Annotated in this window: 17 protein-coding genes and 1 pseudogene; 17 read left to right on the top strand and 1 reads right to left on the bottom strand. The window is 69.6% G+C overall.

The features are described from left to right. The 12 genes from HUV06_RS08855 to HUV06_RS08800 form a co-directional block, all read left to right on the top strand. On the top strand, window positions 1–430 hold a 430-nt coding region (locus HUV06_RS08855), incomplete at its 5' end, for a hypothetical protein (protein ID WP_217433737.1). Further along, complete coding sequence (locus tag HUV06_RS08850) at window positions 427–1,092, top strand: DUF2460 domain-containing protein (RefSeq protein WP_174300910.1); 666 nt, start codon at window positions 427–429, stop codon at window positions 1,090–1,092. The genes HUV06_RS08855 and HUV06_RS08850, both read left to right, overlap by 4 nt. A gap of 31 nt (window positions 1,093–1,123) precedes the next feature. Beyond that, window positions 1,124–2,002: a phage BR0599 family protein gene (locus HUV06_RS08845; RefSeq protein ID WP_174300909.1), complete on the top strand. Its 879-nt coding sequence runs from the start codon at window positions 1,124–1,126 to the stop codon at window positions 2,000–2,002. After that, window positions 1,999–2,442, top strand: a complete 444-nt coding sequence (locus HUV06_RS08840; protein WP_174300908.1) for a C40 family peptidase — start codon at window positions 1,999–2,001, stop codon at window positions 2,440–2,442. The genes HUV06_RS08845 and HUV06_RS08840 overlap by 4 nt, the downstream gene beginning before the upstream one ends. Before the next feature lie 24 nt (window positions 2,443–2,466). Further along, on the top strand, window positions 2,467–4,917 hold the full coding sequence (locus HUV06_RS08835) for a phage tail protein (RefSeq protein WP_174300907.1): 2,451 nt from the start codon (window positions 2,467–2,469) through the stop codon (window positions 4,915–4,917). Beyond that, a complete protein-coding gene (locus tag HUV06_RS08830) occupies window positions 4,914–5,099 on the top strand; it encodes a hypothetical protein (protein WP_174300906.1) in 186 nt (61 codons plus the stop codon). Before HUV06_RS08835 ends, HUV06_RS08830 begins: the two co-directional genes overlap by 4 nt. 204 nt (window positions 5,100–5,303) lie before the next feature. Continuing rightward, the gene (locus tag HUV06_RS08825) at window positions 5,304–7,601 is read left to right on the top strand and encodes a hypothetical protein (RefSeq protein ID WP_174300905.1); all 2,298 of its coding nucleotides are present in this window, start codon (window positions 5,304–5,306) and stop codon (window positions 7,599–7,601) included. A 58-nt stretch (window positions 7,602–7,659) separates the two neighbouring features. Beyond that, entirely contained in the window at window positions 7,660–8,073 is a 414-nt protein-coding gene (locus HUV06_RS08820; RefSeq protein WP_174300904.1) for a hypothetical protein, read from the top strand. 13 nt (window positions 8,074–8,086) lie between these two features. Next, entirely contained in the window at window positions 8,087–9,985 is a 1,899-nt protein-coding gene (locus HUV06_RS08815) for a hypothetical protein (RefSeq protein ID WP_174300903.1), read from the top strand. 10 nt (window positions 9,986–9,995) lie between these two features. Continuing rightward, complete coding sequence (locus tag HUV06_RS08810; RefSeq protein WP_174300902.1) at window positions 9,996–10,196, top strand: hypothetical protein; 201 nt, start codon at window positions 9,996–9,998, stop codon at window positions 10,194–10,196. 186 nt (window positions 10,197–10,382) lie between these two features. After that, the gene (locus HUV06_RS08805; RefSeq protein ID WP_174300901.1) at window positions 10,383–10,832 is read left to right on the top strand and encodes a glycoside hydrolase family protein; all 450 of its coding nucleotides are present in this window, start codon (window positions 10,383–10,385) and stop codon (window positions 10,830–10,832) included. Next, window positions 10,829–11,182, top strand: a complete 354-nt coding sequence (locus HUV06_RS08800) for a hypothetical protein (RefSeq protein WP_174300900.1) — start codon at window positions 10,829–10,831, stop codon at window positions 11,180–11,182. The genes HUV06_RS08805 and HUV06_RS08800 overlap by 4 nt, the downstream gene beginning before the upstream one ends. A gap of 11 nt (window positions 11,183–11,193) precedes the next feature. On the opposite strand, the gene HUV06_RS08795 is transcribed toward HUV06_RS08800, so the two are convergent. Continuing rightward, the gene (locus HUV06_RS08795; RefSeq protein ID WP_174300899.1) at window positions 11,194–11,547 is read right to left on the bottom strand and encodes a hypothetical protein; all 354 of its coding nucleotides are present in this window, start codon (window positions 11,545–11,547) and stop codon (window positions 11,194–11,196) included. 87 nt (window positions 11,548–11,634) lie between these two features. Here HUV06_RS08795 and HUV06_RS08790 point away from each other — a divergent pair, with 87 nt between their 5' ends. The 5 genes and pseudogenes from HUV06_RS08790 to HUV06_RS16515 all read left to right on the top strand — a co-directional run. Further along, on the top strand, window positions 11,635–11,778 hold the full coding sequence (locus tag HUV06_RS08790; protein ID WP_174300898.1) for a hypothetical protein: 144 nt from the start codon (window positions 11,635–11,637) through the stop codon (window positions 11,776–11,778). 96 nt (window positions 11,779–11,874) lie between these two features. Further along, window positions 11,875–12,123: a twin-arginine translocase TatA/TatE family subunit gene (gene tatA, locus HUV06_RS16650; protein ID WP_174300897.1), complete on the top strand. Its 249-nt coding sequence runs from the start codon at window positions 11,875–11,877 to the stop codon at window positions 12,121–12,123. Between the two features lie 65 nt (window positions 12,124–12,188). Beyond that, window positions 12,189–12,408, top strand: a pseudogene (tatB, locus tag HUV06_RS16645) (Sec-independent protein translocase protein TatB); the annotation flags it as partial. Window positions 12,409–12,667: 259 nt separating this feature from the next. After that, window positions 12,668–13,543: a twin-arginine translocase subunit TatC gene (gene tatC, locus HUV06_RS08775; protein ID WP_174300895.1), complete on the top strand. Its 876-nt coding sequence runs from the start codon at window positions 12,668–12,670 to the stop codon at window positions 13,541–13,543. A gap of 201 nt (window positions 13,544–13,744) precedes the next feature. After that, window positions 13,745–14,784: aminoacyl--tRNA ligase-related protein (locus tag HUV06_RS16515; protein WP_174300894.1), on the top strand; the 1,040-nt coding region annotated here is incomplete at its 3' end.

Below are 14,784 nucleotides of genomic sequence, written 5' to 3'. Positions count from 1 at the left end.
GGTGGCCGCTACGCCGGTGGTGGGGCCGGTGCTGGCCCCGGCGGCGGCGGCCACCGCCCTCGCTTCGGTGCTGGAATTCGGCGGCCAGGTGGTGTCCGCCGCCGGCGGCTGGGGCCAGGTTCCCTACGACGGCGCCCTGGCCAGCCTGCACAAGGACGAGATGGTGCTGCCCTCGACGCTCGCTTCCCCGCTACGCTCGGCGCTCGGCGATGGCAGCGGCCCGAGCTTCGCCGGCGCCGGCGCGAGCGGCGGGACCGGGGCGACCCACCACCACTGGAACATCCAGGCGTTGGACGCCCAGAGCTTCGCCCGCATGGCGCGCTCCAACCCCGACGCCATCACCGGCGCCCTCACCTCGGCCGCCCAGCGCCTGAGCCTGACCCCCGATCGGCTAGGCGCCGGACGGCTGGCCGGAGCGCGCACGCGATGAGCAGCAGCTATCCCTACCTGCCCATGCGCTGGCTGGTGACCACGCCCGACCTCGCCGACGACCCGGACGTCTTCCCGCGCCTCCCCGGCCAGGGCTTCGTCTCGGAGAAGTCGCCGGTCTGGTCCACCACCGTGCGCACCACGGCCAGCGGCCGCCAGGTGCGCGCCAGCCAGTGCGCCTCGCCCACCTGGCGCTTCAAGGTCGGCTACGAGTTCATCCGCAATCGCATCACAGCTGCGGAGCTCGCCAAGCTTTATGGCTTCTTTAACACCCGCCAGGGCCAGCTCGGCTCGTTCTACTACTACGATCCAGGCGACAACCTGGTGAGCGGGCACCAGGTCGCCACGGCCGACGGGATCACGACCACCTACCAGCTGACCCGCACGGTTTCGGCGGGTACGCCCTTCGCCTTCGTGGAGCCGGTCTACGTGTTGAACGGGACGCCCTCGGTCACCGTCGGCGGCGCGCCGGCAAGCGGCTTCAGTATAGGCGAGTACGCCCAGCTGGTGTTCACGGCGCCGCCAGCGGAAGGCGCCGCCATCGCCTGGTCGGGCTCCTTCCTGTTCTGGTGCCGCTTCAGCCAGGACGCCGTCTCCCCCGCCCAGATGGTCCAGAGCCTGTGGAGCCTGGACGGCCTGCAGTTCGAGAGCGTGAAGCCATGATGTCCGCCTCGCTGACGCCCGCAGGCCGGCCATGAAGACGGCCTCCACAGCCCTGAAGGACTTCCTGCTGACCAGTACCGCCTGCGCGCACGCCGACCTCTACACCTTCACCCTGGCCAACGGGGCGGGCGTGCTTCGCTACGCCAGCACCGACACGCCCGTGACCGCGAACGGCGCGAAGTTCGGCCTGGGGCCGCTGTGCCAGGACGGCGGGGTGGACTCGCAGAGGGGCGTGCACGTCTCCACCGTGGACATCACGCTCTACGCTGACGCGCGCCACACGGTGTCCGGCAAGCCGTTCCTGGACTTTGTGGAGGATTACGGCCTGGACGGCGCGGCGGTGACCATCGAGCGCGCCTTCGCCGCAAGCTTTGCAGACATGGCCGCCCCGGGGCCGGTGGGGACCTATATCCGCTTTGGCGGCAAGGTGGCCGGCGCCCAGACGCTCGGCGCTACCCAGGTCGTGGTGCAGGCGGCGTCGTGGCTCGACCTGCTGAGCGCCAACCTGCCGGCCGACACCTACCAGACCTCGTGCCTGAACAGTTTGGGAGACGCCCGCTGCGGTGTGGCGTTGGCGGGCTATGCGGTGGCGGGGAGCGTGGCGGTGGGGACCAACGCCACCACCTTCTCCGCCGCCCTGACCCAGTCCGCCGGCTGGTTCTCGCTGGGCAAGGTCGCCTTCACCAGCGGCGCCAACACCGGCGCCACGGTGACGGTGAAGAGCTTCGACGGCGCGGGGACCTTCCAGCTGGTCGCGCCGCTGCAGGCGACGCCCCAGGCAGGCGACGCCTTCACCGCCTATCCCGGCTGCGCCCTGTCCATGGCCGACTGCGCCTCCAAGTTCGCCAACCTGGCGCGCTTCCGCGGCCAACCCTTCATCCCCGCGCCTTCCACGGGCCTGCCGACGTGAACACCGCCGCACGCCAGGCCGTGGTGGCGGAGGCGCTGAGCTGGCTCGGCACCCCCTACGCCCACCGCCAGCGGCTGAAGGGCGTCGGCGTGGACTGCGCCCAGCTGCCGCTGGCGGTCTACGCCGCCGCCGGCGTGATCGGTGCGGCGGAGGTGGGCGCCTACGCCAGCCAATGGCACCTGCACAGGAGCGAGGAGCTGTACCTGCGCCACCTGCAGGCGCTGGGCGGCCGCGAGATCGCGCGGACCGAGGCGCAGTCGGGCGACTTCGTTCTCTGGCGCTATGGCCGCACGTTCAGCCACGGGGCGATCCTGACGGGGCGGGGCGGCCAGGTCGTGCACGCCGTTCGCGGCCTTGGCGTCGTGCTGGGCCACTTCGACGCGGACGAGGACCTGCGCAGCCGGCAGATGAAGCTGTTCACGTTGAGCCCTCCTCCTTGAGGGGGAGGGGGAAGAGGAGCCTGCATGGGCGCCAAGTCCACCTCCACCGTCGCCAACCGCTATGTCGGCGTGCAGGTGCAGCAGAGCGTCAAGGCGGCGGTGATCCCCAGAGGTTGGGGCACGTTCCGCGCCTCCTGCAACCTGCTCGATTACCAGGACTTCAAGTCGACAGCCCAGTCCACCAGCGCCGGCGGCAAGGGCGGGAGCGGCTCGACCAAGAGCTACACGTATTCCGCCAGCGTGGTGCTGGGCGTGTGCTCAGGCGTCGTGGCGGGCGTCCGCACCGTCTGGCGGGACCAGTCAACCTACACGGACGGCTCCACCACTGCGCTCGCCCAGGCCGGGCTGAGCCTGATCCCCGGAGCGATCGGCCAGGCGCCCTGGAGCTACCTGCAGGGCGCCCATGCCGACCAGGCCATCGGCTATTCCGGCCTGGCCTATGTCTGCGCGGCCAACTACGCGCTGAACAGCTCCGCCACGGTGGCCAACCACGCCTTCGAGGTGCAGTCCGCCATCCGCCAAGCGGTCGGCGGACAGACGCTGGACGACGCCAACCCCGCCGACATCGCCTTCGACCTTCTGGCCGGCGTGCCGCAGTGGCCGTCCAGCGTCCTATCGGACCTGACCAGCTACGCGACCTACTGCCTGGCGACCGGCCTGTTGCTGTCGCCGTTCCTGGACGCCCAGCGAAGCGGCGCAGACGTGCTGAGCGACATCCTGACCGCCTCCAACGCCGACTGCGTCTGGTCCGGGGGCGTTCTGAAAATCATCCCGTACGGCGACACGCCGGTCAGCGCCAACGGCGCCGAGTGGGCGCCCGACCTCGACCCCCTTTACGACCTGACCGATGACGACTTCCTGGCCCAGCCCAACGCCGATCCGGTGCAGCGCGACGTGAAGCGCGGCGCCGACGCCTATAATTCGGTGGAGGTGGAGTTCCTCGACCGCGCCCAGGCCTATGCCAGCGACATCGCCCCGGCGCGCGACCAGGCCAACATCGACGCCTACGGCCTCTGCCGCCAGGATCCCGTCTCGCTGCACTGTATCTGCGATGCAGGCGTGGCGGGCCATGTGGCCCAGCTGCTGGTGCAGCGCGCCTGCCATGTGCGTCGCACCTACAGCTTCCAGCTGGACGAACGCTACGGCCTGCTCGATCCCATGGACCTGGTGACGCTGACCAGCGGTCGCCTGGACCGGGTCCTGGTCCGCCTGACCCAGGTGAAGGAGGAGGGCGACGGCGCCATCTCCTGCGTGGCTGAGGAGATGCTGGTGGGCGCGGCCCACGCCGCGCTCTACACGCGCCAGTCCGCCGGCGGCTACGTCTCCAACTTCGCCGCCGACCCGGGTCCGGTCTCGGTTCCGGTGCTGATCAACCCACCCGTCGGCTATGTGGCCCAGACCGTGGCCTCGGTCAGGGCCAGCACGGGCGGGGTGAGCGCCGCCTCGATCGGCTACGAGGCCTGGGCGGCGGTGGCGGGCGTGGGAGCGAACTGGGGAGGCTGCGAGGTCTGGGCCTCGTTCGACGACCTCAGCTACCAGAAGGTGGGCGAGGTGCAGGGCCGCGCCCGCTATGGCGTTTCCACCGCCGACTTCCCGGCCGGTTCCGACCCGGACGCCACGAACGCCCTGCAGATCGACCTTTCCGCCAGCCTGGCCGAGCTCGACCCCGCCACCCAGGCCGACGCCGACGGCGGGGCCACCCTGTCGGTGATCGGCGGCGAGATGATCGCCTGGCGCGACGCCATCCTGACCGGTCCTAACGCCTACACCCTCGGCGGCTACATCCGGCGCGGGCTCTACGGCACGCCGATCACCGACCACCCGGCCGGCTCGGAGTTCGCCCGCATCGACGCGGACGTGTTCCGGTATGCTTACGACGCCCTGCAGGCCGGCAAGACGCTCTACCTGAAGTTCCCGAGCTTCAACCTGTACGGCGAGGCGCTGCAGGGCCTGGACGAGGCGGTGGCCTACCAGATGCCCCTCACGCCCAACACGACCTCTTCGGTGATCGAGGTGCAGGCCCAAAGCATCGTCGGCCAGGGCGCGCTCGCCACCCTCGACACGGCCGACACGCCCCAGATCGCGCCGAACGCCATCACCTATGGCGCCACGCTCGACGCCAATCCGACGGTCACCCTGAACAAGGGTGCAGCCTATGTGCAGGTGGGCGAGCTGGTCTACCAGCCGAGCGGCGGCCGGCTGAAGCTCGATGTACTGGTGGTGCTCGGCAACCCCAACGACGGCGACGCCGGGGTGCTGCTGTCGGTGCGCCGGGGCGGGGTGGAGATCGACAACTTCCCGCTGATCGCGCGCGAGACCTTCGACACCCCATGGACGCCCTTCACCTTCGACGACGACGTGCCCGCCGGCGTGGACGCCGACTACACGCTCTGGGCGCAGATCCCGTCGGCGCCTGGGGCGGACAGCTGCACGGTGGGCCGGGTGCGGATCGCGGTGGAGGAGTTCAAGCGATGAGCGACACGCCCGATCCGAGCGCCCGCCTTAGGGTGGCGATCTACGCCGCCGACGGCTCGGTGCGCGGCCTGATGAGCGGCACGCTGGCGACCATCCAGGCCAACACGCCCCCCGGCGGGACGTGGCGTGCGCTGCCGGCGTCGGTGCGCCGGGTGGCCGATGTGCGGCGGGTCAAAGACTAGCCTCCCTCCCCCTCCATGGGGGAGGGCCAGGGGTGGGGTGCTCGCGCCGAGGAGGGCGCCGCTGCGAGCGCGGGAGACGCCTCCCGCCCCTTCCACGCACGTCGTGCACTCATCCCCATCCCCAACCCTTCCCCCGTCGAGGGGGAGGGGAGGTCTCGTGCGACCGCCCGGCCCTCTGCGAAGGGCGGGCTCCAGGAGGACCCTATGCAGTACCTGGAGTTCTACGCCGTCCGGCACGACACCGGCGCGGTGCTTCCCAATGCGACGGCCCAGGCCTTCGCCGCCGGCGGCTCCACGCCGCTGATGATCTACGACGAGGCCGGCCAGCCGATCGGCACCCAGGTCTGCGCCGATGCGCTTGGCAAGCTCGGCGTGGCGCTGCCGTTCGGCGCCTACGACCTGCAGATCGCCTCGTCGGGCTACGCGCCGCCCCGGATCAGCGGCCTGAGCTTCGGCGATCCCATGTCGGCGGGGCTGTTCAGCCAGATCGCCGGACTTAGCGTGCCGGCGGGCGTGTCGCTGATCCAGACCACCGGCTATCTGGTCAACGGGATCGGAGCCGCCCGCTACGCGGTGACCGCCAACACCGGCGCCACCGCCTGGCGAGCCCAAAGCCTGGACGGGCGCTGGTTCGAGCTGGCCGAGCCCGCGCCGGACGTGGCCATGTTCGGCGCGCTGGGCGACGGCGTGACCGACGACACCTCGGCGCTGAATGCCAACATCGCCTATCTCAGCCAGCCGGTGAACGGCTCGAACGCCCAGGGCGGAGGCGTGGTGCGCCTGCGCCGCAACACGGTCCTGCGGATCACCAGCCCGGTCTATCTGAACGCCTTCATCGTCATCGAAGGCGACCTCGGCGCCGGCGGCTTCTTCGAGGACTTCGCACCTGGCCAGGCCAGCGGCTCCGGCATCCTGGCCGACTTCGACCTGCCCGCCGGCGGGGCCATAGAGGCGGTGGGCTTCGTCGCCGCCACCGGCCAGCGGATCGGAGCCTCCACCTACATCCGCGGCGCCGATGTGGACGCGGGCACCTACACCCACCTGACCGGCTGCGGCCTGCGCAATCTGTTCGTCCGGGCCACGCGGGGCACGGCCTTCTGCCCGATCCGCTTCGTGGGGGCGCCGCAGTGGGTGCTGGACAACGTGACGGTGCAAGGCTTCTGGCACGGGCCCATCGCCAACGCCTCATGGGTCGGGCGCATCCCCAGCCTGTTCAGCCGCTGCCTCTACACCGGGCTGATCCTGGACCAGGACTCCAACGGCTGCACGCTCGGCGCCCTATACCTGTCGGGAGACCTGGCGGGGGCGGCTTCCACGCCCACGCCGTCAGCATGCGCCTTCCCGAACTGGCCGAGCTTTGGGCTCACCGATCCCAACACGCAGCCGCCGAACGCCAACTTGTCGCGTACGGGCCTGTGCGTCTTCGCCGGCGATCCGGTCAGCGCCGGGACCTTGGTACTGGAAGGCTGGAACGTGGCGGCCAACGTCTACTCGTCCGGACTGTCGGCTTCGGTGCTGGAGTGCGAGTCCATCTCCGACCACGCGCTGAGCGTCTACGCTTCCCGTGTCAGTGTGGACAACCTGTTCGCCTACACACCCGGCCTGGCGCTAGTCTATGCGGGCGTCGGCGCCGACGTGCGCCTTGGCGTGGCGGAGTGGACCAGCGGCTTCTTCAGCTCGCCGGTGGCCTTCTGGTCCGCCTACGCCGACAGCCTGACCATCGACGGCGTCCGCAGCGCCGGCTACCCCTATGCCAACGGCGTGGTGACCTGGCCGACCTTCGAGCTGCAGCCCTACAACGACCTCTACATCGATGGCGCGGCGGGGAGCGACACGGTGATCGGCTGCGCAGCCGCCTCGCCTCTGAGGACGGTCAACGCGGCCCTGACCCGGCTGCGCCCCGACAAGCTGAACCGCATCTTCCTGGCCCAGGGCCAGACCCACGCCACCGGCGCCGCCACCATCCTGGAGACCCTGACCGTCACCGACTGCCGGCTGGAGCTGCACGGCTTCACGTCCGGGACCACGGCCGGCGCGAGGCCGGTGCTGGAGTGCTCGGTGGATGGCGGAAACGTGCACACCAACGGGCTGATCCTGACGCGTTCGAGCCTGCTCTTCCAAGACGTAGACCTGAACGTGCTCATGTGCACCGGGACGGCGGAGGGCTACAATGCGGGCCTGTATATCCAGGGGGCATGCGACGTACGCTTCGCCGGCGCCTCGGTGGTGCAGATCCAGAGCGGAGCGGTCCGCGTCGGCCTGTTCCAGCCCTGGTACGGCCGCTCCGGCCTGCTGACCTGGAGCCTGGAGGACACGGCCTCCGTCATTCGCCACCCCGCCGCGACCACCTCCGGCTGGCTGGGCGTCTCGGCCTACCAGGGCCTGGGCCGCATGGCGGTGGTGGCTGGCTCGATCAACTCCTCCGCCTCGCCGTCCATTGAGGCCGGCATCCACGCCAATGGCTACACCGGGCCCAGCTATGGGACGGTGAGCCAAGCCTGAGTCCCTCCTCCCGCGCAGAGAAAGTGGGCCGAGCCGCATCCTGAATAAGGAACATATCATGAACCTGCTCTTGTGGGCCCTGGCCGGCGTAGCCGGTCTTTTGTGCGCAGGCGCCGCGTCCGCCCAGACGCCCCAGCCCCTTGGCGCCGCCTCCACCCACGTCCCGGCCCAACCCGCGTCGGTGGTGCTGGCGGACGGATCGGTCGTCGGCGCCGCCAACCCCCTGCCCACGCGCGACCAGAACGGCGCGGCCGTCGGCGGCTTCATCGCCATTCCAGCCCCGGGCGCGACGGTCACGGCCGGCCGCGGGATCGCCGCCGTCTGCAGCGCGGGGGGGCAGGCGAGCTTCGTCGCCTCGGATGGCTCGACCCTCACCGTGCCGCTCAACGTGGGCTTCAACCAGTTCGGATTCTCCGTCGTCCAGGTGCAGGCGGGGGCGACCGCCACCTGCACCTACACCAACCTGAAGTGAGGAGGCGCGAGCCATGCTGAGCCCCGTCCTCGCCGCCGCCCCCGTCTTCGTCATCCCCGTTCTCGGCCAGGTCGCCGCGGCGACCGCCAACACCACGCTCCTCCAGCAGGCGCTGACGCACGGCGGTCGTGTCGACGTGCGGGGTCAGGGCGTCGCCTACCTGAACGCCACCCTGGTCATCGGCGACGCCACCGAGCTGACGCTTGAGGCCGGGCTGACGCTGCGCCAGGCGCCCAACACCAACCGCTCCCTGCTGCGCACCTCCGCCTCGTTGGCGACCGGCGCGGCGGTGACGCTGAGCTGGACCGCAGGCCGGCTGTGCACCGTGGCCTGGCCTTCGCACGGGCTGGTGGCGGGCCAGTCCGTCTGGGTTCAGGGCTCGGCCGTCACGGCGTCCCAGACCCCCTTTCTTGGCGTCTTTCCCGTCGTCTCGGTCACCGACGCCAACACGCTCGTGGTGCGCCTGCGCCGCGCACCTACCGCCGCGCCGACGCTCACCGTCACGGCGGTGAAGGCGAACCGGGGGATCACCGTTCAGGGCGGGGGCCTGTGGGACTACGACCTCGCCAACAACCCCGCGCCCCTCAACGTGGACACCCAGGCCCTGGTCATGGTGGGCGTGGATGGCCTGACGGCCGACGTTCACGTGCAGAACGCCTACAAGTACTGCCTGACGCTGAGCGCGGTGGCCAACTGGCGCGCCGGGCTGAACGTGCCTGCGACCCATTCCGACGGCGTGAAGGTCTATGGCCCGGCTTTCGACGGCGAGGTGCTTCACGTCCTCGGCGCCCCCGGCGACGACTTTCTGTCCTTCCAGCCGAAGGAGGCGACCGGCTTCCTGCAGTATCCGTTGTCGGAGGGCGACATCGTCGGCGTGCGGGGTGGGAACCTGCAGCAGAACGGGCAGTCGGGGACCGATTCGGTCGGCATGCTGACCTTCTACACGCACGCCGTCTACACGACCGACGACGTGGAGCTGGCGGGTGTCCGCGGCGAGAACGGCTACCACGCGGTCAATATCCGCAACAGCTCCGACCAGAGCGCCGGCCAGTTCGGCCGCATCAAGGTCGGAGGCATAGCCTGCCGGGCCATGTACCCGGTCTATGTGGACGCCTCGGTCAGCGGCGCGACGCTCACCGGCGACCGGCTGGAGCTGGCGCTGGAGAACAGCCAGGCCAACGGCGACACCACTAACAACCTCTACCAGGAGCACGTCCACATCGGCGGAAGCCTCAGCGTCAAGACGCTGCGTATCGCCCTCAAGCTTACCGATCCGACCTTGGGCGCCGCCGCCACGTCCTACGCGGTGAACATGGGCGGCAGCGCCAGGCAGCTCATCCTGGACGACGTGCACTTCGTCTGCGCCGCCAATGCGCGGTTCCTCAATATCGGCAATTCCAGCCAGCAGATCACCGTCGACCAGGTGGTGTTCCGCGGCGGCTACTACGCCTGCGCCCACGTGGTCGACCCCGGCGGCGTATCGAGCGCCAACTTCGTCAACACGCCCGAGATCGCCTTCGACCGGACGCGTGTGGAGGGGACGGGGAACACCGCCATCGTGGGGCTCTACGGCGCGGCCAACGTCACCTTCTCCGGCGCCACGCTGAACAACTGCAGCCTGGGCCTGCTGCGCGCCAACGGCTCCTACGCCTGCACGGTGCGTTCGGTGGGGACGCGGCTGCTGGGCTCCAGCGTCTGGATCACCGCGCCGACGGGCGCGCCCAGTTTCACGGTGCAATCGGAAGAGGTGCAGGCCGACGTGACCTCCGCCTTCATCGCGCGGGTGAACGGCGCGCGCATGTGGAACACCAACACGGCCGCAGGCTCCTTAGGCCAGGCCGGCGTGGTGGACTGCGCGGGGACGGCGAGCGGCTCCTGGAAGCTGCGGGCCCAGCCGGCCCAGACCTACTGAGGGCGCCGTCATGAAGAGCCTGTTCCCGCCTCGCGGCTGGCTGGCGGTCGCCATCGTCGCCCTGGTCGCCGCCAGCGAGGCGGCCCTGTTCGCGGGCCTCGCCACGCCTGCGGTGCGCGACATCGTCAACGTCGTGGTCGGCGTGGTGATCGCCAAGTTCGGCACCGTCTACGACTACTACTTCGGCAGCGCCAAGCCGCCCGCCGACTGAAGCGCGCCTCCCACACCTCCAAGCCGTCCGGGCCGCCTCCTGCCGAACACGCAGGGGGCGGCCCTTTTTCGTTTCCGGAGACCTCTCGATGACCTGGATGGACCTGATCGGCTGCGGCGCCGTGCTCGCGCCGGCCCTGGTGTGCTGGATACTGACCCTGCTGGGCGCCCTGGACGAGCGCCGCCCATGACCACGCCTAAGCTTCGAGACGACCTGATCGCCGACGAGGGCCTGCGCGAACACGCCTACGCCGACGCCGGCGGCGTGTGGACCATCGGCGTCGGCCACACCGGGCCGGAGGTGCGCCGCGGCCTGGTCTGGTCGCGCGAGACCTGCCTGCAGGCGCTGGAGCACGACATCGCCCGCGCCGAGCAGGGGCTGGACGCGCACCTGTCCTGGTGGCGCGGGATGTCGCCCGAGCGCCAGGACGTGCTGGCCAACATGGCCTTCAACCTCGGCGTGGAGGGCCTGCTCGCCTTCCGCCACACCCTGGAGGCCGTGCAGGCGGCCGACTATGACCTGGCGGCCCGGCGCATGCTGGCCAGCGAGCCCTGGCGCTCCCAGGTGGGCGCCCGAGCGATGCGGCTGGCGGCGCAGATGCGTACCGGCGTCCGCAGCCACGGAGGCGAGCCATGACCAGCGCGGCGTGGGGGGCGGCGAGTTCGGCCGCGGGCGTGGTGGGCGTGTTCATCGTGCTGGTGCGCCACATGCTGGCCAGCGCCCGCCAGCAGGGCGCCCGCGACGAGCGCGAGCGCCAGATGAGCGGGCGCATCGACAAGCTGGAGAACCGGGTGGAGGGCGTCGCCGCCATCGAGCGGCATATCGTTGCCCTCGACGTCACGGTGCAGGGCTGGGACAAACGGTTCGAGAGCCTGGAGGGCATGGTGCGCGAGGGCTTCGAGAAGTTCGACCACCTGCTGCGCCCAGTCTTGAAGAGCGCGGCGTCCGGACGGCGCGCGCCCAGCCGACCGGCCGCCGACGCCTGATCCCCAAGGCCCTACTGGCCGCGGTTGTACCGGGAGGTGGCGATCGAGCCGGCCTGGCCGGATCCGACCTTGCGGGGGCGGCGCCTGCGGCGAGGCTCGGCCGGGGTGCGCCGACCTACCATCAGCCCATGGGACAGCGCCACGGTGAACCATAGCGCCAGGAAGACGAGCGCCTGCCGGAAAAGAAGCCAGAACACGAAGGGCGCTGCGCCGGCCTCGCCCCAGCTGCGCCAGAGCAGGTAGAGATCGATCGCCCCACACGGCGTCCAGAAGGCGAGCACGGCCAGCTGAAGGAACAGGGTGACCCGCGGGTCCGCGCCTGGCGGTGTTCCCCGGGTCGTCTCGATCTCATAGAAGGTGCGCAAGGCTGTCCTCCTCACGCCACGAGGGTGCGATGATCGATTATGCCCTAGACACCCTTAAGTGTCCGTGAAGCTTGGCAGGAAATCCCCGTGACCGCCGACGACCGCCAGGCCAGGCTCGCCGCGGCCCTGCGCGCCAACCTCAGGCGTCGCAAAGCCGCCGTCCTCCCACCTCCCGCAGATAGCGAAGCCGAGCGCGCGCCGTCTGCGGGAGAGCCCCGCAAGCCGGAGTGAACCGGTCTGAACGCGCGCCTTGGCGTCTGCGGCGGGAAGCGCCTATATCGCGTATACGAGAGTTGCGGGGCTGGACCCGCGGACGGAGTAGGTCACATGGGCGGTCTCAGTCCTATCCACTGGCTTATCGTGATCGGGGTAGGCGCGGTGCTGTTCGGCGGCCGCGGCAAGCTGTCCGGCATCATGGGCGACGCCGCCAAGGGCATCCGCGCCTTCAAGGACGGGCTGAAGGATGAGCAGCCCACCACGGCGACCACGCCGCCGGCTACCCTCGCCGCACCACCTGCGCCGCCGACGCCGACCGTCGCCGCCGCGCCCGTCGAACGTTCGGACATCGCCCGCTGACACCCGCTCGGCCGAACTCAGCCGCGGTCGTGACCCGGACCTGAGCCCATGTTCCAAGACACCCAATGTTCCTAGACGCCGGCGCCGAGGAGATCATGGTGGTGGCCGTGGTCGCCCTGATCTTCGTGGGGCCCAAGGACCTGCCCATCGTCCTTCGCAAGGTCGGCCAGTTCACCGCCAAAATGCGCGGCCTGGCGGCGGAGTTCCGCGCCAGCTTCGACGAGATGGCCCGTCAGTCCGAGCTCGACGAGCTGAAGCGCGAGGTCGAGGCGCTGCGCCGCGGCGAGTACGTCAAGCCCGTGAGCCAGGAGATCGACAGCCATTTCGAGACCCTGCACAAGGAGCTGGGCGCCCCGCCTCCGGCCGGCTTCGGCGCGCGGGAAGGCGAGATCGCGCCGGGCCCCTACGCCATGACCCAGCTGCCCGGGCCCGCGGCCGATACTCCGCCTGCCGCCACGCTCTCCCAGGCGCCTGAGGCCGTCCAGCCGCCTGCGGCTCACCCCGAACCCGCCCCCGCCGCCCACGCGGCGCAGGAGCCCGCCGGGTGAGCCACGTCGATGAAAGCGAGATCGAAGCCTCCCGCGCGCCCCTCCTCGACCACTTGGCCGAGCTGCGTACGCGGCTGATCGTATGCGTCGGCTCTCTGGTGGTCGGCTTCATCCTCTGCTTCTTCTTCTCTCGAGCGATCTACCTGGCCCTGCTGCGCCCGTTCGAGATGGCCGGCGTACTGTACGCCGAGCAGAAGCTGCACGGTCACAAGGGCCCCTTCGACCTGCTGTTCGCCATCACGGGCCTTCGCCCGGTCACCGGCCATTCGGACCTGCGGCTGGTGTCGACGGCGCCCCTGGAGTTCTTCTTCACCAAGATGAAGCTGTCGGGCTTCGGCGCCCTGATGATCTGCTTCCCGGTGATCGCGTGGCAGCTCTACCGCTTCGTGGCGCCGGGGCTCTACAAGAAGGAGCGCAACGCCTTCCTGCCCTTCCTGATCGCCGCGCCCGTCTTGTTCCTGATGGGAGCGGCCCTGGTCTACTACGTGATGCTGCCCTTTGTGCTGTGGTTCTCCCTCTCGCAGCAGATCTTCGACCCTCATGTGCAGGTCGCCCTGCTGCCCAAGGTGAGCGACTACCTGGACTTGGTCACCCACATGCTGCTGGCGTTCGGCTTGTGCTTCCAGCTTCCGGTGGTGCTGTCGCTCGCCGCCCTGGCCGGCCTGGTCGACGCCGCGACGCTGGCCAAGGGCCGGCGTTACGCGATCCTGGGCATCGTGGTGGTGGCCGCCGTGGTCACCCCGCCCGACCCGCTGAGCCAGTGCCTGCTGACCATCCCGATCTACGGGTTGTACGAGGTGAGCATCTGGTGCGTCCGCCTGATCCAGCTCCGCCGCAAGCGCGAGGAGAGCCGTGAGCTGGCGCTGACGTGATGATCCTCCCCTCTTGGGGGAGGGGAACCCGCGAAGCGGGTGGAGGAGGTTGCGCCGCCGCTTCGCGTCGGCCCCCTCAGTCGGCTACGCCGCCAGCTCCCCCGGTGGGGGAGCATCTAGGCGCCGCGCCGCTTCCCCTCCACGCCGCGCGCCTTTAGACAGGTCCCACCGCGCACCACGCCCTGAGTCTCTCCCCCTGCGATGTTCGACGTGAAGGCCATCCGCGACGACCGCGCCGTGTTCGACCGCGGCTGGACCTCGCGCGGGCTGGACGGCCCGGCTATCACTGACGTGATTCTGACAGCCGATGCTGATCTACGTTCAATCCGAACCGCCTACGAAACCGCCCAGGCGCGTCGGAACGAGGCCTCAAAACTTATTGGAGCGGCCAAGAAGGCTGGCAATGAGGTTGAAGCGACTGAATTGGTTGCCAAGGTCGAGGCGTTGAAGGGCTTGATGACGCGGCTTGAGAAAGCTGATGACTCGGGTCTGAGTCAATTACTCTCCAGCTTTCCTAACATCCCCGCCGATGACGTGCCGCAAGGTGTCGACGAACACGGCAACGTGGAGCAGGTGAACCGTCGCTTTGGGAACCCTGCCGAGCTTCCCGCCGGCCAGATGAGGGCGCCCAAAGACCACGTTGAACTCGGTGAGCGGCTAGGCATGATGGACTTCGAGGCCGCCGCCCGCATGTCGGGCTCCCGCTTCGTCGTCCTACGCCGAGACCTTGCTCGTCTAGAACGCGCGCTCGGTCAGTTCATGCTCGATTTGCAGACGCGGGAGCATGAATACGAGGAGGTGTCCCCGCCGCTGCTGGTGCGAGACCATGCTATGTTTGGAACGGGACAATTGCCCAAATTCGATTGGGACTCTTTCGCAACGTACAGTCCGGAGTTTGACAACGCCGTTGGTGCAAACTGGTACGTTGAAACAGAAGCCTCAATGCCAGATCGGGCTGTTGAACTTCTTTCCTCTTTTAACGGTGTAGGGGATCGTGACAAGTTAGCAGAGGCGCTTGAGCGAGCGCATTACGAAGGGACCAATGATCTTATCGAGGCTATGAAGCGTGACTTTCGCTCACATTTTCTGATCCCCACCGCCGAAGTCTCCCTCACCAACCTCGTCCGCGAGCAGATCACGCCGGAGGAGCAGCTCCCCCTCCGTTTCACCGCCCTCACCCCCTGCTTCCGCTCCGAGGCCGGGGCGTCGGGGCGGGACACGCGGGGGATGATCCGCCAGCA

The organism is Caulobacter sp. S45 (genome assembly GCF_903642205.1).
Classification (GTDB): Bacteria; Pseudomonadota; Alphaproteobacteria; order Caulobacterales; family Caulobacteraceae; genus CAHJWH01.
Note: the sequence above shows the minus strand (reverse complement) of the source record. Positions and strands in the feature narration are given on the sequence as shown.